The following is a 17,401-nucleotide window of genomic DNA, read 5'->3' as shown; positions in this document are numbered from 1 at the left end:
ACGCGTTGAAATTCCTGATTTCAGACAGCGTTAAGTGATTCAAATTTTTTCGAAAGTGCTCTAGAGAGCGACCTGTTTTTTTACCCGCTTCATTTCCATCAAAGACTGGCAGCTAAAGAGCAGAACAGCCAGCCAGATCAAGCCGAAGGTAACCGCGTGGACCCAGGTAAAAACTTCACCAAAGAGGAAAACCGCGATCAGAAGATTCACAGTTGGTGATACATACTGGATCATGCCAATCGTCGAATAATTCAGACGTCTAGCCGCAGCGGCAAAGCAGACCAGAGGAAGGGTTGTGACCGCTCCGGCAAGGACGAGTAATAAATCCAGATCCCAACTGACCGACAGAAAAGCTGCTTCTCCCTTGACCGAACTCCAGACCAGGAAGCCGATCGCCACGGGGGCCAGCATCACCGTCTCGACAAAAAGGCCGTCTTGCGCACCAACGGGCAGGCGTTTACGGATGAGACCATAGATTCCGAAAGTAAAAGCAAGCGTCAGGGCGATCCAGGGGAACTGTCCGCCCTGAAAAGCAAGAAACGCTACAGCAACCGCGGCGAGGACCACCGCAGCTCCTTGCAACAGCCTGAGCTTTTCTTTTAAAACCAGTACCCCCAACAACACATTCACCAAGGGGTTGATGTAATACCCAAGGCTGGACTCAACCAGACGGTCCACTGAAATCGACCAGATAAAAATCAGCCAGTTGGTGGACACCAACAATGCACTCAGCAGGAGCCACCCCCAGATTTTGGGGGAGCTGAAAGTTTCCCGAACCTGGGGCCACTTCCCTCGCAAACTCAATATCACAGCCAACAAGACAACAGACCAAATCACCCGGTGGCTCAGAACCTCCTGTGGGTCTGCCGCACTGACCATCCTGAAATAGAGCGGGGATAAACCCCACCAGAGATAGGCCGTCAAAGCCAGATAAAACCCGTGAAGTTGGTCGCGCGTCATTGCCTATTCCTCAAGCAGAACAAGCAGGCAGACTACGCGCCCTCCTCCGCTTTGGACAGTCTGAAAGCATGTGGATACAATTATTTTATAAAATATGCGGAGGTTGAAAAATCCTCATTACGCCAGTGCGTCAGACAAAATAAAATCCGCTCCGCGTTGCCCGACCATAATCGAAGGCGCGTTGGTATTGCCGGAAGTCACTGTCGGGAAGACAGAGGCATCGACGACTCTCAGTCCCTCGACCCCATATATCTTGAGGCGGTTATCAACCACAGCAGTGGTTTCGTCCGGACCCATCATACAGGTACTAACGGGATGGAAATTCGACCCCCCTCTTTCCCGAAAATCATCAACAATTTCCGTATCGGACATCTTGCGCAAATCGGGTTCAATCACCTCGGTGACGAGATCCCGGATGCTTGGCGTGTTCATCAATTCCCGTATCAGATGCCCGCCTTCAATCACATTCTCAATATCTTCATTGGTCGAGAGATAATTCGGATGAATAAGCGGCGCGTCCTCTGGATCACGCGACCGTATTTCCAGGTGACCTCTGCTGGTTGGACGACACGGTTGATGCGCGATAATAAAGCCGGAATAGGGATCCGGGTTCATCAAGGGGCGGGTTCCAGCTGGTGCTGTCGTATAGGTTACCGGGTTAAAATAGAGCTGCACATTGGCGCGGGCCAAATCCGGCCGGGTTTTAACAAAACCGCCGCCCTGATTTACGCTGAGACTCAAAGGCCCCTTACGCAACAGAACATACTTCATCCCGGCCCAGAGCTTTCCCCACCAGGGATAAAGTTCATCGTTCAAAGTCGGGACCCGAGACTTGTAATAATAATTGATCCCGAGGTGATCCTGAAGGTTTTGACCAACGGCTGATTTATCATGCAAGACATCGATACCATGCCGCTGCAGAAGAGCCCCGGGACCAATCCCCGAGAGCTGCAGGATTTTGGGTGTATTGATCGCGCCTCCGCTGAGGATGACTTCTCTTTGGGCCAGTACGCGGCACAGTCTGCCATCTTTCCGGTAAGTAACCCCCACAGCCCGCTTTCCTTCAAAGAGGACACGAGACACAGTCGCACCAGTGATCAGCTGAACATTTTTCCGCTTCAAAGCCGGGCGCAAAAACGCATCTGCAGAAGAACAACGAAAGCCGTTTCGCGTGGTAATCTGGAAAAACCCAGCCCCTTCAGGATCATCTCCGTTCATATCGTCACAGATCGGAAGCGACATCTCTTTTGCCGCCCTCATGTAAAAATGTTTCAGCGGGTGCATTTCATTGTAGGGGTCAGTAACATGGAGCTTACCGTCGCCCCGTTGCTGTCCGTCACGCCCGATAAAGCGTTCCGACCGCTTAAACGCAGGCAGGACATCATCCCATCCCCATCCGATATTCCCCAGATCCCGCCAGTCCTGGTAATCTTCCGGCAGGCCCCGAACATAAACCATGGCGTTGATCGAACTGGAGCCGCCAAGAACCTTGCCCCGGGGCCAATAACTGGTTCGGCCATTCAAGCCGGTGTCTACTTCAGTTTCGTATTGCCAGTTCACAGAAGGATCAAAAAAGGTTCGCCCATAACCGATTGGTACCTTGACCCAGAACCTGCGATCAGATCCCCCGGCCTCAAGCACAAGGACATTGTAGCGGCCATTTTCGCTGAGACGGTCCGCCAAAACACAACCGGCAGAACCTGCGCCGACAACGATAAAATCAAACTGATCCATATCAGGTATAAACCAAGGTACTGTTGCTGGTAATCTTGCGAGCAGTAAAAATCAGGTCAGCCTAAGTGACAAATGAATTAAACCACCCACCTCCCCTGCTTTTTTTTGTGCCTGCTTAAGAGCATAAAAAATTTCGTCCCTAGTTCAGGCCAGAAGGCTTCGGCCCGCCCGTGGCCCAGTCAAGCAGTTCAACAGTATGAACCACAGGAAGATCGGTTCCCCCGGAAATCTGGCACTGACACCCGATATTCCCTGTCGCAATGATATCTGGCTGCAGGCTCTCAATATTTCGTACCTTGCGATCCCGCAACTTGTTCGCAAGTTCAGGCTGCATGATGTTATAAGTCCCTGCCGAGCCACAGCAAAGATGCCCTTCTGGAACATCGCGAACCACAAATCCGACTTTACTCAACAACGATTTGGGTTGCTTGATGATTTTCTGACCATGCTGGATCGAGCAGGGGGCATGATAGGCGACAATCCGGGCCGGGGTTTTAATATCTGCCGCAGGCTCAAAGCCCTCGAGTGTTTCAAGATACTCCGTAATATCACAGGCCAGTTCAGAGACCCGAGCCGCCTTTACGGACCAGTCAGGCTCGTTGCGCAGCATAAACCCGTAGTCTTTCACCGTTGTCCCGCAACCCGAAGCATTCGTGATAATCGCATCCAGCCCAGGGCCATCTACTTCGGCCATCCACCCGGTGATTGCCTGCTTGATCTGATGCTCTGCGGCCTCTTCCTTGCCCATATGATGGACCAGAGAGCCACAGCAGCTCACCCCCTTGGCAATGACCACCTCGATCCCCAGGCGCGTCAGCAAACGCACTGTGGCTTCATTGATCGAAGGGGCCAGAACAGTTTGTGCACAGCCTGATAACAGGGCAACCCTTCCCCGTCTCTCCCCCTTGGCGGTAAAGGTTTGCGGTCGATCTACCACGCTGGCAGCGGGCAGGTGCTTCGGAGCAAGGTCAAGCAGGGCCCGAAGCCGACCTTTGCAAAAATTACGAACAAACGGCGCAAATATCGAAGCAATATTCAAGACGCCCCGGAACCAGAAAGGCCTCGGGATCAATCCAGCGAGTAGAGTGCGTAGCAACCGTTCATGCCAAGGGCGACGGAAAGTTGCCTCGACATGAGTACGGGCATGATCAACCAGATGCATGTAATTCACCCCCGAAGGGCAGGTCGTCATGCAGGAAAGACAGGAGAGACAGCGGTCAAGGTGCTTTGCCACATCAGCTGTGGCTGGCTTGTCTTCTTCCAGCATTCCCTTGATCAGATAGATTCTTCCCCTCGGGCTGTCGAGTTCATCGCCGAGCAGAACGTAAGTAGGACAGGTTGCCGTGCAGAAACCGCAATGCACACATTTGCGCAAGATATCTTCGGCTTCGGCAATGGCGGGGTCAGCAAGCTGGGCGAGCGAGAAGTTTGTTTGCATTCAGGAACTCCTATAGATCGCCATAAAGCCGGCCGGGATTAAGAATACCATCCGGGTCAAAGTTCTGTTTTATCCGTTGGAACAAAAGATGTTCTCCCACGCCCAGGGGTTGGGTAGCAATTTCCCTGTCTGGAGCATCCACAGGAGCGCGAACCAATGATGCATGTCCGGAGATTTTCTCAAGTGGGGCTCGGACTCTGACAGCATTGTCACCGCCCTTGAGAGACAACCAGATCAGGCCCCCACCCCAGTCATAAAAATAATATTCTTCCGGATCGAGTTTTAAAGCTTCAACATAACGCCCCCCCTGAGCAGGGGAGACTGATACCCGCCAGACAGAGCCTGAGTTACCTTCATCACCCTGGAAAGGTGTAGCGTCCCTTAAGCAGCCCCAGAGTGCCTTGCTCTCTGCAGGAGCGGTTATGCTGCCTTTGCCATAAGCCTCAAGCAAATGCTCCAGTCTTTCCAGACGGTACTGTACAGAAGGCGCATGCCCCTCCATCCGGAAAACCGTGACTGATTTATCCCCGACACAGCCTTGCAGAGTTCGAGCTGTTGGTGAAGGTATATGGGCAACCGAAGAGACTTCACAAGCACTGTTGAGGGCAAGGATCATAGCCCGAGATGCTTCTGCATCAGACAAACCGTAAAGCAGATAACTCTTCTCTTCCGGCGGCGCAGGCAACACCTTGAAGGTAACATCACTCATGACAGCAAGTGTCCCGAAAGATCCGGCCAACAGCTTCATCAAGTCATAACCTGTGACATTTTTGACGACCCGCCCGCCGGACTTGAAAGTTTCCCCACGACCCGAAACGGCAGAAAAACCAAGGAAATGATCCCGAGCAGCCCCGGCTTTCAAACGACGTGGGCCAGAAAGATTGCTCGCAACCATTCCGCCAAGCGTCCCGGTATCACTTTGCCCTCTCAGCAAGGGGCCATAATCCAGCGGTTCAAAAGCGAGGTATTGATTTTCCGCCTGCAGAGTTTCCTGGATCTCCTGCAGAGGTGTTCCTGCCCGGGCAGAAAGCACCAGCTCTGCCGGTTCATAAAGGGTGATACCCTGCAAACCCGACAGATCAAGCTGACAAGCGCAATCGATCGATCTCCCCAAAGCCCTCTTACTTCCACTACCGAGAACCTCCAGCGTCGTGCCGGAAGAGAGTGCCCACTTAACGGCATCTTCAAGCTGTTGAGCATTTTCGGGTTTGAGGCTGTTCATAAGGTACTCTTGTAAAAGGCGTGGGTTAAAACAGATGCTACGCAGATGCGGTCAGAAGCGCGGGATGTCCGGAAATGGCACCTTGCCCTTGTGGATATGCATGCGCCCCAGTTCTGCGCAGCGATGCAGTTCCGGGAAAACTTTCCCAGGGTTGAGCAGCGCTTTGCTGTCGAAAGCACACTTCACCCTCAACTGCTGCTTCAGGTCGATCTCGGTAAACATCTCAGACATCAGATCACGTTTTTCGACACCGACACCATGTTCCCCTGTCAGAACCCCGCCAACCTCGACACAGAGCCTGAGAATATCCGACCCGAAGTCTTCCGCTTTTTCCAACTCACCCGGATTATTCGCATCATACATAATCAGAGGATGGAGATTACCGTCCCCTGCATGGAAAACATTGGCAACTCGCAAACCGTAATCTGTGCTCATCTCCCGCATGCGTTTAAGGACATAGGGCAACTTGTTACGCGGGATTGTTCCATCCATACAGTAATAATCAGGCGACAGACGACCGATCGCCGGAAAAGCGGCCTTGCGCCCAGCCCAGAAAAGCTGACGCTCTTCTTCGTTCTGGCTGGTGCGGCTGGTCTGTGCACCACAGTTTCCGGAAATAACGGACACACGTTCAATAAGGTAATCCACCTCGGCTTGAGGGCCATCCAGCTCGACAATCAGCAAGGCCTCAACATCAAGCGGATATCCTGCCTGGACAAAGGCCTCTGCCGCCTCAATTGCTGGCTTGTCCATCATCTCCATACCGCCAGGAATGATGCCTTCGGAAATAATCGCGGCAACACAATCACCTGCCTGTTCCGAAGAAGGGAAGCCCAACAGAAGCGCGCGCGCTGTTTCCGGCTTTGGCAAGATACGGACGGTTACTTCGGTCACAACCCCAAGCAACCCCTCTGAACCGGTCATAAGCCCCAGAAGATCATACCCCGGGCTATCAAGATGCTTTCCGCCAAACCGTAAAATCGTTCCGTCGATCAAGACCATCTCGATCCCCAGCAGATTGTTTGTCGTCAATCCGTATTTAAGGCAGTGCACACCGCCAGCATTTTCAGCCACATTCCCGCCAATAGAGCAGGCGATCTGGCTGGAGGGATCCGGCGCATAGTAAAAGCCATCTTGTTCAACCGCTTTGGTTATCCCCAGATTGGTCACCCCCGGTTGGACCACCGCACAACGGTTGTCGTAATCGACCTCAAGCACACGGTTGAACTTGCCCATACAAAGCAGGATACCATCTGCCAGAGGCAAGGCCCCACCTGAAAGAGAGGTTCCTGATCCTCTCGGGACAACCTTGATGCCTTCTGTCTGACAATAAGCCAGGATTTCACTTACCTGTTGCGTGGTTTCAGGGAGAACCGCAAGCAGGGGAGGTTGGCGATAGGCCGTCAGACCATCAGATTCGTAAACCCGCAGCTCCCGGGAACTGGTGACAACACCCTCCCCCGCAACAATTGTTCCGAGATGCAGGGCAATCTCTTCTTGCCGGGCCAGAATACTCTGGTCTGGATCGGGCATCTGCATGTGGACTCTCCGGAAGCTCAAAAAACTGGTATACCAGTTTGAACCAAAATCCTTCCCGAGACAAGGGCATCAGCTTTATATATTGCGACAAAAAAGAAAAAACCGCTCTCTCTTTCGAGAGGCGGTTTTTTTCTTTTCAGACCCGACCAAAGCCGGAGCCGACAAGATTAGCCCTGGCGTGCTTTGAAGCGAGGGTTCTTCTTGTTGATGACATAAACCCGGCCGCGACGACGAACAACACGGCAGTTCTTATCGCGCAGCTTGGCAGTCTTCAGAGAGTTTACAACTTTCATGGTCCTACCTTTGGCAAAATGGTGCCCGCTGACCGGGCCGTCGAGAAGCCCGGACAATATGCAAGGGCCTCATTGATGTCAACCGCCTGATCGAGCGGTGTGAAAACTGAGCGTTTCTATACGCAACTTTTCTGAGGAAAAAAAGCAAAAAGAGTCTTTCTCGCTGTTTTTCTTACCAGTCAGACATCATCTGGGTCTGGGACTGGCGAATAGCAAGGAATCTGTAGAGCCGAATCACACCGGACTCCAGCGCAACGGTTCGTTCCGCCCAGAGCTCCATCTCACTGACAAGAACCTCTTCCATTTTTTTATCCGTACCACCAGCCTTCAAGCGCCCGAGATACTCCGTCCAGCCGCGCTTGACCATTTCCAGATAACGGTCGGTAATATCTTCTGCAACACGCTTTTGCACATTGCCCGCAGTGAACCCTTTTTCGTAATCCAGCGAACTCCAGACTTGCACCGGAACACCCTCTGCATTTTTCCAGGCTTCCAGAGCCTTCGGATCGGCATCATCAGAAGCGATAAAGTCCGTGAACAAAAATTGTCCCCCATCCTTTAGCGCACGACAGGTATCCTTGAAAAACTGTTCCTTGTTCTGAATCGTATAAAACGATTCCTTGGAAAAAATGCAGTCAAATGACTTGGGGCGAAATTCGAATTTTTCAGGATCGAAGGCCATAACCGGGGCTTTTTTGGCCATCCCTGCCATGGTCGATATCTCCATGCCGGCTTCCACCAACTCGTGGCCACGTTCCATGGCTGTAACCCAGACACCAAAGGTATTGGACATGATCCGCCCGACACCACCAAGCCCGGCCCCGATATCAAGAATATTTTTGGAGGGATCCAGGCCGAAAGGTTTAATCAGTTCCTGGATGTACTCTTCGTCTCCTGGAGAAGAATTTCCTGCCCCCCAGACATCCTGCAAAAGCTGAATTCTGAGATTTTCCCACTGGTGTGTATCTGCGCGAACATCATGCTGCTTAATCGCGGGCATAACAGGGGCTTTGGGAACAACCCGCAGCTCATACCCGTACCACCAGGCCTTCAGCCTATCCAGGAGCGAGATCTGCCCCTTTTTGCTCTCTGTTCCTGACGCCTTCGCCATTTAAGTACCGTTCCTCATCCCCGAAGGCTAGTGCAAACCAACTTGACCGACAACAGAATTCCCCCGCTCTCCTGAGCAATTCATTTATAAAACAAATTTCATCACGGGAAAAGTGTGGAAGCTCTTTTCACGCTTTAAATGAGGAGATCCAATTTCATGCTGCCCGGGGATAAAATCAGAGGGGTGATTAACAAAGTTATTTCAACAGCCATCAGATTGGCCGGCATCTCTCAGGATAGAGATCAGAGAACGTATTCTCGGGCTGTGGACAGCAACACGAGACAAACGGGTCGGCTCGATCACACTGTCAAACATCAGGGGTTTATATTCATAATACACTTCAGTAATGATGATGTTATCCAGAGGGTCCAGCACCAGTCCATTAGGTATATTTGCATCACTTCCTGCCGAGCCGACACTGCCGGCAACCGAGAGCGAACCTGCGCCGCACTGACGCCAGTTAACCTGGGGAGGATTGGCTCCTGTTCCACTGACAGAGGAAACAATGATAAGAGAATCATTCCCCATCTCGAAAGGCCTCATAACAAACTCCGAAGCCTCAAAGATAACATTCATCTCATTTGCCGACATTCCCGGCGACTGGGAGACAAGATCGTTCACCTCAGCCGACAGACGCAGGATCTTGTGGTTGATCCAGATATAGCGAGTCATCTCGATCACACCGGCCAGCAGGGTCAGCAATATGGGCAGCATCAGGGCAAATTCGACCAGAGCAAGACCTCTCTCACAACGGCCAAACCGCATGAGAAAAGGCGATACAAGAGTTGTAAACCTTCCCTTTTCCTGTTTGTGCGCAGGAATCAACACGAGCTCCCCCCGCCATAAGGCTCGTTTCTGACAGCAACACTGGCAGCAAGGGTGTATTTACCATCTTCGCCAATCAGGGATGCCATATATCCTGTAATCAGCTGCATTTCATGCTCAACAGTATAGAGCACAACTTCTCCGCCACTCCCTGCACCGTTCAGGCCGGCATCGACGTCCCAGCTCCCGTTGCAGTTCAAATCAGTAAAACTCTCTCCGGCATCGTAATTACTGTTGCCGTTGGCATCGACAAAAGGCTCAGGATCGCCGATCGTGTCGAAATTTTTATAAACGAGCGTTTTCAATTCATCTGCTGTTATTTTGACATATCCTGCCCCATGCGCATTGAGCACGTCCAGAATTTGCTGCTCCCGGCTGACACCTCCGCCCGAAGAATAGCCTGTGATACCGTAGCGCGCCGCTTCGCGCAGCCCACCCTCTAACAAAGCCGTCCCAAACATTATTCCAGCGAGATCAAACGTCCCGAGAATGAAAGTCAGGAAAACCGGAAAGACAAAAGCAAATTCCAAAGCGGTTGTTCCTCTGTCACAACCAGATAATTTTTTGCCTCTGTTCTTCCAGACAATCAGCATGTTTCGACACATCCTCTTCATCGCGAAACCCGAAGCTCGGAGAGCTCCGTCCCGATCTTGTCAAATGCCTTTTCCAGCTCATCAGAACTGCTTGCATGAAAATAAAAGGGAGCTGTCGGTGCGCTGGCAACACTTTTCATCAGATTGGTTTCGACATGATATTCCACAACGTAGATATCAACGCCGCTTGATTTGACTTGCGCCGCGACAGCCTCAAGTCGATCATCCATTTCTCCAGTATTGAGATGTCCACGGTAGGCATCCCTGTAAGACGTTGTGTTCATCCCATCCGTCATAATGACAATTGCTCGGCGCAGATTGCTTTTTGAGCTGGCTTCATTAAAGGGGTTGCCTGGCATAAGAGTACGCCAACTCCAAACCAGCCCTTGAGCAATGTTGGTAGTTCCATTTGGTGATGTCAGCGCATTAACAGCCGAAGTTGTTGTCGATTTTGTTCCGGACAAAGCCGAGATACCCCAGCTAGGACAGGTTGCTGTCTGTAAAGACCCATTGCCTGGATTGACAACTCTGCGTGGCATAGGGTCCCAGGAATTCCAGTTCACTCCGCCGACGGACGCATCATAAAGAAGATGATCAGCATCATCCGCCACACCATTATCCGTATAGCGGGCATAGGAACACCCCTGCCAGTCATTATCAGGTCTTGTCCTGAAGGGCACTGGTGAATTGTTGGTATACCAAAGCCCGCCAATCTGCTGGTTCAAAGCTGAATTATAGGACACCCCCCGATAGGCCACATTGACCGAAGCAGACCAGGGTACCAGTGCAACTTGAAGATTTTCACTGACGGTTTCTTCCCCAAAAAGCTTGTCAATCAACAGATGAGATGCGCCCCGTGCCGAACTCAGACGGGTTCCGCTACCATCAGAAGATCCCATGGACCCGGTTGTATCGATAGAAATCACGACATCCAGAGGCGTAATCAGACGGGTTACCTCGGCACTGGCGGCAACTTCCATGTCTTCGATCCCCAGCACATTCATCAAGGTGGTCCCGACCACCGCAGAGGCTGTCACACTGACCTTTGTCTTCTGCGCGCCAACTACAGGTGTCCCGAGTGTAATTTCGGCACCCATAAAATCTTTGGGGAAATTCGCGTAAAAATAATTCTCAAACTCTTCTTTGAGCCGGGTTGTGTCATTCACATAGGGTGCTGATGCCAAAGCTGCTGCATCAAGAGCCTGGCTCAGGCGCGCTTTAACAACATATCCCCGACCTGCATCAACCCCAAGCCCGACCATGCCAACCAATGGAATAACCATCAGACCGAAATTAACCAGAATGGCGCCGCGATCACAGGCACAAAAAGCCCGGAAAAGCCTTCGGGCCTTGTCCACGTTCTCCAAAATTTTGCTGGCAGCTGCCGGAACGGATCTCATCTCATCTCATCTCGCACCTTTATCCCTCTCTGGAAAACCATAGGGGTTTTTCCGGCATTTCTTGCCTGGAGGTATCTGCAGGATGCGCTTGATTAATTAAGAAAAAATTAAATTTAACCCCTTAAAAAACAACAATAAATTAGGTAAAATTTTCTCTAATTTAACTCCATCTCCAGAAGAATAGATTTATCAACAACCTATAATAATACAGTCATGATTCGCAGGTGACTTAATCTGGCCTCCATATTTTTTTATTTCCGTGTTACCAAGTAGCTCAAACCCTAAGACTGCCTAGCCAGGCGCTGATCAAAGAACGCTGACACTCCCGGTTTCATCAACAAAACCCGGTAAAATAAACCCGGTAAATAGGCTAGTATAAGCCAATCAGGGATCAACTCATGGAATACGTCTACTTCCTTGCTATTGCCTTCTTCGGCTCCATGATTTCTGCTATTTTTGGGCTTGGAAGCGGTTTTTTTGTTCTCTCGTTCGGCGCCCTTCTCCTTCCCCTGAAAGACTGTATCGCCCTGACCACTGTGCTCTTTACTGCCGCAACTTTAACCAAAGCGGTTTTGTACAGAAAAGAAATAGACTGGAAACTGGCTTTGACGATCGCGCTAGCAAGCATCCCATTTGCCTGGCTCGGCGCAGAAACCCTCGCCCGGATAGACCCTGAACCGCTCAAACCCTTGCTGGCCGGGTTTATTATTTTCAGTGTAGCACTCACCCTTACTGGCTACCGTATGTCTTTACCGACAAATTTATCAACAACTCTTACCGTCTCTGCTCTTTACGGCTTCATTTCTGGATTTCTGAGCAGCGGCAATCCTGTAAAAGCTATCGCAATGGAAAAAATGGGTTTTGAAAGGCAGGCTTTTATCGGGGTGATGGCCGCTACCGGAATTGGAGTAAATCTTACAAAAATCACCAGTTACGCCGGCAATGGCATTTTACATAAAGGCCACCTGACGATCGGGCTTGCTCTCTTTTCCATCGCAATTATTACTGCAATCCTGGGCAAACACCTTGTTATGAAAATCCCAGGCGAACAGCATAAAAAAGGCCTCTCTTTGATCCTGTTGGTCGCTGCAGGCGCGCTGCTTTTTAAGTGATTTTTTTCCAAAGAGCTTCTGAAAAGACAAAACCCCAAGGTTTCCCTTGGGGTTTTGATGGTGGGCGCAGTAGGGATTGAACCTACGACCCCTTCGATGTCACCGAAGTGCTCTCCCGCTGAGCTATGCGCCCTATACCCGGTGGGCTATACCATCCGGTGAGACAGGGAATTATCAAACTGACCCAAGTTTGACAAGCCCTAAAAACAAGTTTCAGGCAAATGTTCAAAATTGGAGCAGATAAATAAAATCACCGCCTGCAATCAAGCCTGGTTATTCGAGCAATACCCGCTCGACCTGCTCAACCAGGTCTTTTAGATGAAAGGGCTTTGACAAAACCATAGAAGGATCAAAGCCGTCCTCTTGATTACCCAGAACCACTCCGGAAAACCCGGTGATAAACATAATTTTTATTTCTGGATGTCTTTGCTTGGCAGATCTGGCCAATTCGATGCCATCTTTTTCTGGCATAACCACATCACTCAAAACCAGATCAAAGCGATTACAGATGAGCATCTCTTCTGCTATAGCACCATTTTCAGCTGAAATAACCCTATGTCCGGCTGCCTCAAGAGCACGATGCAGATAAAACCGCATGTTCTCGTCATCTTCCGCAAGTAATATATTTGCCATGCTCGCCCTGTACCCGCCGATCTGTTCCATTGACCACATCAGGAGTTTTCGCCAAGATCTAGTTAGGTTTGAGTCGCAGTCTGAATTCTGCCCGCCAGACTACCGTAATGGTGTGAACAACGCACCATTACATCCTGACTGGGCAGGATTTGTACTGGGTATAGATTTGAAAATTGATATAAGCAATCCCACATTTTTAAAGTTGCAGCTCTAGAATGACACTCGATTTCGACAAACTTGCGAGCAAATTCCATTCCGCCGGGCAAACCACCGGGGCAACTCCTCTGTCTGCTTCATCAGCCACCAGTGATACAGAATCCTACCGGCTCCACCTTCCCGATGAACAAAGCCTCCCGGTGGTACTTTCGTCACCCCATAGCGGAAGCAACTATCCAACATCTTTCATTGAAGGCTCCCGACTCGACCACCATAATTTGCGCCGGTCCGAGGACAGTTTTGTTGATGAGTTGCTCTGTAATGCCCCCCGGCTTGGCGCCCCGCTTCTCTGTGCCTTGTTTCCAAGGGCCTTTGTCGATGCGAACCGGGAACCTTTCGAGCTGGATCCCCAGATGTTTGAAGATGAACTTCCCAGCTATGTCAATACCAGCTCCCCCCGCGTAGCTGTCGGCCTCGGGACCATCGCCAGAAACGTGACCAGCGACAGGCCTATCTACAAAGACAAACTGACTTTTGCCGAGGCAAAAGACCGTATCGAACGTTACTACTGGCCCTATCATCAGGTTCTTCGTCAACTGGTCGACAGTACCAAAAGAAAATTTGGCTACTGCATCCTGATCGACTGTCACTCCATGCCCCGGCTTTCCACTATTGCACAGCCCGGAAACCAGGGAATGAAAAACAAGCGTTCAAAGGTTGATTTTGTGCTGGGCGACCGTTTCGGGAAATCCTCCTCTTCAGCAGTCACACGTCGCGTTGAGAACATTCTCAGGCAAAAGGATTTTCGTGTCCTCAATAACAATCCTTATCCTGGAGGCTTTATCACCCAGCATTATGGTGAACCAGCCTTGGGGATAAACTGTCTGCAGATCGAGATTTCTCGCCATCTCTATATGGATGAAGACAAGATAGAACGAAAACCCGAGCTGGCAACAATCACGGCCCTTATGGATGAAATCATTCTGGCTGTTGGAGCAATTGAAGAAACATCTCTGGATTATTGAATTCTCCAGGACTTGATGGCCCCAAAGCTTGAATATCCAGAGCTAGAATTATCCAGGATTTCCCCCCTGATAAAATTAGTCCCCTTTTCCATTCATCACTGCCCGTTTCTAAACTTTTGGCATGGCATTTGCTTTTCCTGACAGTAGATCACGGAGAGTAGTCATGCGTTTTGTTCTTTTCATTCTTTCATTTTGCCTGATTTCGGGAGAGATTTTCCTTACAAGCCGGGCCGTTCTGGCTTCGCAAATCACTGCGAACAGTGATGTTTGCGCAGATATAATTTCTCAGGCAGAACAGCGTGAAACAATTCCCCTTCATCTTCTCCGTGCTATCTCCCTGGTGGAATCCGGAAAATGGGACAAGGAAAAAGGGGCAAGAGTTGCCTGGCCCTGGACGGTTATGGCCGAAGGCAAGGGAAGATATCTACCTACCAAGCAGGCGGCCATCGCAGAAGTAGAGAAACTAAAAGCCAAAGGTGTACGGAATATTGATGTCGGTTGTATGCAGGTGAACCTGCATCACCACGCCAAGGCATTTCCCTCACTTGATGATGCCTTTGACCCCCACAAGAATGTCGCCTATGCCGCCAGCTTCCTGACCCGGCTGCGACAGGATTCCCCCTCCTGGACCGCCGCAGTAGGGCGATATCACTCGAACAACCAGGAGTTCAGCACCCCTTACCGCAAGAAAGTTCTGACTGCCTGGCGTAATGAAAAACATCGCCTGAACAAAGAAACCCGGCGTCTGGAGCTGGCCCAAAGAGCTGAAAACAAGGCCGAGGTTAAAAAAGCCCGTAACCCCGGCGGCATTGCAACATCCCATCTCAAGTCAGAAACAGCAGCCAAGCTGATCGACGACAAGTTAATCGACAAAGGGTCAGCAAACATCCCCTCAAACAGTTCCCGGAAAACGGAGGCAGCAACACCTTCAACAACCGACCCGGCACCATCTGCCAAGACAGTATCCCACACCTTGCAGCGCCCGCGCCATGATAACAGGTCTATCGCAACGCGCCTGCTTATGGCCCCAAAAGGGTGAAGCCATACTGACTTTCACGGCCCCCAAAAGTCAAAAACACACAAAGACGACGGTTCCTGTTGCGAACAAGACATGAGTAAAAATCTTGTCCTTCCTGCTCGATTCAGTTGATTGACAAGCACATAAATTCTCAAGTACCTTTGGTTAAATCGTGTGGTTCCCATCCGGGATGAAAAGGGAATTTGGTGCGATCCGTCAGGATTAATTCCAAAGCTGCCCCCGCAACTGTAAGTGGTTAGACACTGTCAGATAACTCACTGATCCTGCGCCAGGATTGGGAAGGGTGACAGATGTTGGTGAGCCACGAGCCAGGAGACCTGCCGCACACATTTCAACTTACAACCCGGGCGGGGTGCACCGGAGGGAGGAATTGCCATGGCAATTACGACTTCAGACTTCCAATCTCTAGATACCGTTAACGCGACCAGCCGCAGTGATGATCCAAAATTCATCATCCATCGAATGATTCTCAGCGATGAATTCAGCCAGACCCCTGCTGAACACGCCATTATGGCCTGGCTGGTCAGTCTGCCATCAGAACTTGATCCAGCCCACGCCGCAAAACGACTGGTAAACAAATACGCTGACGACGAGGCCTGCTTTCGCGACGACGCCGTGAAAACCCTCAATCTCCTGAGGCAAACAGCAGAGTTTCCCTATGCCCGTCTCTCTTTGTGCAGAAGCAATCACAGGAAGCGGCGGCGTTACAACGCCTGAGGTTACTACACCAGGGCATAGATCCACTAACCGGAAGCAGTCCTCTTCACCAGATTTAGAGATGACTGCTTCCGGTCTTGCTCTATAGAAAAGAGAGAGAAGATATTGTTTTTGTCCCTCTTTCACCAAGGTTTGCCAAAGAGAAGCAAATCAAGATAACTGTTGGGCATCTCTCTATCTTTGGCTATACACGGAAGTGTTCGGTCTCTCGATGATGGATCGGCTCCATCGACACTCCAGTCAAAGAGATCCCCTTGCCAGAACATTACAGGCGCATCTTACTGCTCGCCACGCCTCTCATTCTCTCGAACTTGACCGTACCCCTGCTTGGTGCTGTCGATACCGCTGTTATGGGGCACCTGCCGGACCCGGCTTATATCGGCGGGGTTGCCATTGGTGGCACCGTATTCAGCTTCCTTTTTTGGGGTTTTGGCTTTCTCAAAATGGGAACTGTGGGGTTTGCAGCCCAGGCTTTTGGCGCCGGTAATGCCGCAGAGCAGCGCGCCGCATTTCTCCGCCCCCTCGTCCTGGCACTCATCCTGGGCAGTTTGCTGGTTTTGCTACAGGTTCCCTTACTAAAACTCTGCATCGGTCTGATTGACGGCAGTAGGCAGGTTCAGGATCTGGCTCTGGAATACGGGCTGGTGAGAATCTGGAGCGCGCCGATTTCTCTGGCTAACTATGCGATTATCGGCTGGCTTCTGGGCAAGGGTGAACCCAAACTCACCTTTGTCCTTCAACTCGTCATCAACAGCGTTAACATCTTGCTGGATCTGGTCTTTGTCCTTGGATTTAACTGGGGCGTAGAAGGGGTTGCTCTTGCCACCGTTATTGCCGAGGTCGTCGGCTTTGCCTGTGGACTAGCCATCGTTCTTTCGCATCCCCTTTCCATCAGAAACAAACGGGACTGGGCAGGGGTCCTGAACCCTGAAAAACTGAAGTCCCTCTTCAAAGTGAATCGGGATATTTTCATCCGCACACTCTGCCTTATCTTTGCTTTTGCCTATTTTACCCGAATCAGTGCAAGTTTTGGCGATACAGTTCTTGCTGCCAATGCTGTGCTCATTCACTTCCTCTATTTTGCCTCATATGGTCTGGATGGTTTTGCGCATGCCGCCGAAATCACGACGGGCCAGGCCAAGGGACAAAACAATAGCGGGGCCTTCCGTTCAGCCGTTAAAGCCAGTTCGTTTCTGGCCATTCTCTCGGCTGTGGTTTTCGCTATCCTTTTTCTTGTCTCAGGCCCCTATATCATCAATCTATTCACCGACATTCCTGAAGTAAGGGAGCAGGCCAGACAATATATGATCTGGCTTGTCCTTATTCCGATAGCCGGTGTTGGAGGGTTTCAGTTCGACGGTATTTTTATCGGCACGACACAAACACGCGAGCTGCGTAATGCCATGATCCAGTCTTTACTGGTCTTCCTCTGTGCCATTAGCCTGCTGGTGCCTCTCTGGCAAAACGATGGATTATGGCTTGCGATGTTACTTTATATGTTCACCAGGGGTCTTACACTTTGGCGCTATTATCCCGCGCTGGCCAAGTCAATCGGGGAGCACCAAAAAACGATCTGAATGGGTCTTTATTATCGCTTCTTGATA

General features: G+C 50.8%; 16 protein-coding genes, 1 tRNA gene and 1 riboswitch. Of the genes, 5 read left to right on the top strand and 12 right to left on the bottom strand.

Annotation, left to right across the window (positions count from 1 at the left end; genetic code table 11):
* Positions 1 to 60: 60 nt before the first annotated feature.
* The 10 genes from rarD to B152_RS0104415 all read right to left on the bottom strand — a co-directional run bounded on the left by rarD (position 61) and on the right by B152_RS0104415 (position 11,115).
* Complete coding sequence (gene rarD, locus B152_RS0104460; RefSeq protein WP_020591188.1) at positions 61 to 960, bottom strand: EamA family transporter RarD; 900 nt, start codon at positions 958 to 960, stop codon at positions 61 to 63.
* Positions 961 to 1,077: 117 nt separating this feature from the next.
* Positions 1,078 to 2,694, bottom strand: coding sequence for a GMC family oxidoreductase (locus tag B152_RS0104455; protein WP_020591187.1), 1,617 nt, complete (start codon positions 2,692 to 2,694; stop codon positions 1,078 to 1,080).
* A 139-nt stretch (positions 2,695 to 2,833) separates the two neighbouring features.
* Complete coding sequence (glcF, locus tag B152_RS0104450; RefSeq protein ID WP_020591186.1) at positions 2,834 to 4,132, bottom strand: glycolate oxidase subunit GlcF; 1,299 nt, start codon at positions 4,130 to 4,132, stop codon at positions 2,834 to 2,836.
* Between the two features lie 10 nt (positions 4,133 to 4,142).
* Entirely contained in the window at positions 4,143 to 5,354 is a 1,212-nt protein-coding gene (locus tag B152_RS0104445) for an FAD-binding protein (RefSeq protein ID WP_020591185.1), read from the bottom strand.
* Between the two features lie 51 nt (positions 5,355 to 5,405).
* Entirely contained in the window at positions 5,406 to 6,893 is a 1,488-nt protein-coding gene (locus B152_RS0104440; protein WP_020591184.1) for an FAD-linked oxidase C-terminal domain-containing protein, read from the bottom strand.
* Between the two features lie 167 nt (positions 6,894 to 7,060).
* The gene (ykgO, locus tag B152_RS25765; protein ID WP_046503444.1) at positions 7,061 to 7,186 is read right to left on the bottom strand and encodes a type B 50S ribosomal protein L36; all 126 of its coding nucleotides are present in this window, start codon (positions 7,184 to 7,186) and stop codon (positions 7,061 to 7,063) included.
* A gap of 172 nt (positions 7,187 to 7,358) precedes the next feature.
* On the bottom strand, positions 7,359 to 8,297 hold the full coding sequence (locus B152_RS22505) for a class I SAM-dependent methyltransferase (protein WP_020591182.1): 939 nt from the start codon (positions 8,295 to 8,297) through the stop codon (positions 7,359 to 7,361).
* Between the two features lie 201 nt (positions 8,298 to 8,498).
* Complete coding sequence (locus tag B152_RS0104425; RefSeq protein ID WP_020591181.1) at positions 8,499 to 9,125, bottom strand: TadE/TadG family type IV pilus assembly protein; 627 nt, start codon at positions 9,123 to 9,125, stop codon at positions 8,499 to 8,501.
* Positions 9,119 to 9,715 (bottom strand): TadE/TadG family type IV pilus assembly protein, encoded by a 597-nt coding sequence (locus tag B152_RS22500; RefSeq protein WP_020591180.1) that lies wholly within the window; start codon positions 9,713 to 9,715, stop codon positions 9,119 to 9,121. The genes B152_RS0104425 and B152_RS22500 overlap by 7 nt, the downstream gene beginning before the upstream one ends.
* A 17-nt stretch (positions 9,716 to 9,732) precedes the next feature.
* Complete coding sequence (locus B152_RS0104415; protein WP_020591179.1) at positions 9,733 to 11,115, bottom strand: VWA domain-containing protein; 1,383 nt, start codon at positions 11,113 to 11,115, stop codon at positions 9,733 to 9,735.
* Between the two features lie 398 nt (positions 11,116 to 11,513).
* On the opposite strand from B152_RS0104415, the gene B152_RS0104410 reads away from it, so the two are divergent.
* Positions 11,514 to 12,227: a sulfite exporter TauE/SafE family protein gene (locus B152_RS0104410; RefSeq protein ID WP_020591178.1), complete on the top strand. Its 714-nt coding sequence runs from the start codon at positions 11,514 to 11,516 to the stop codon at positions 12,225 to 12,227.
* A 58-nt stretch (positions 12,228 to 12,285) separates the two neighbouring features.
* Here the strand turns inward: B152_RS0104410 and B152_RS0104405 are convergent.
* Both B152_RS0104405 and B152_RS0104400 read right to left on the bottom strand, forming a co-directional pair.
* Positions 12,286 to 12,360 (bottom strand) — tRNA-Val (locus tag B152_RS0104405).
* A 140-nt stretch (positions 12,361 to 12,500) separates the two neighbouring features.
* A complete protein-coding gene (locus tag B152_RS0104400; protein WP_026261279.1) occupies positions 12,501 to 12,860 on the bottom strand; it encodes a response regulator in 360 nt (119 codons plus the stop codon).
* A 215-nt stretch (positions 12,861 to 13,075) separates the two neighbouring features.
* On the opposite strand from B152_RS0104400, the gene B152_RS0104395 reads away from it, so the two are divergent.
* From B152_RS0104395 to B152_RS0104380, 4 genes are all read left to right on the top strand, one after another.
* Positions 13,076 to 14,041, top strand: a complete 966-nt coding sequence (locus B152_RS0104395; RefSeq protein ID WP_020591176.1) for an N-formylglutamate amidohydrolase — start codon at positions 13,076 to 13,078, stop codon at positions 14,039 to 14,041.
* A 163-nt stretch (positions 14,042 to 14,204) separates the two neighbouring features.
* Positions 14,205 to 15,080, top strand: a complete 876-nt coding sequence (locus B152_RS24950; RefSeq protein ID WP_020591175.1) for a transglycosylase SLT domain-containing protein — start codon at positions 14,205 to 14,207, stop codon at positions 15,078 to 15,080.
* Positions 15,081 to 15,217: 137 nt separating this feature from the next.
* A riboswitch (cobalamin riboswitch) is annotated at positions 15,218 to 15,419 on the top strand.
* A 36-nt stretch (positions 15,420 to 15,455) separates the two neighbouring features.
* Complete coding sequence (locus B152_RS0104385) at positions 15,456 to 15,797, top strand: hypothetical protein (RefSeq protein WP_020591174.1); 342 nt, start codon at positions 15,456 to 15,458, stop codon at positions 15,795 to 15,797.
* 254 nt (positions 15,798 to 16,051) lie between these two features.
* On the top strand, positions 16,052 to 17,374 hold the full coding sequence (locus B152_RS0104380; RefSeq protein WP_020591173.1) for an MATE family efflux transporter: 1,323 nt from the start codon (positions 16,052 to 16,054) through the stop codon (positions 17,372 to 17,374).
* Positions 17,375 to 17,401 lie beyond the last annotated feature (27 nt).

This window comes from Kiloniella laminariae DSM 19542, from assembly GCF_000374005.1.
In the GTDB taxonomy this organism is placed as follows: domain Bacteria; phylum Pseudomonadota; class Alphaproteobacteria; order Kiloniellales; family Kiloniellaceae; genus Kiloniella; species Kiloniella laminariae.
Note: the sequence above shows the minus strand (reverse complement) of the source record. Positions and strands in the feature narration are given on the sequence as shown.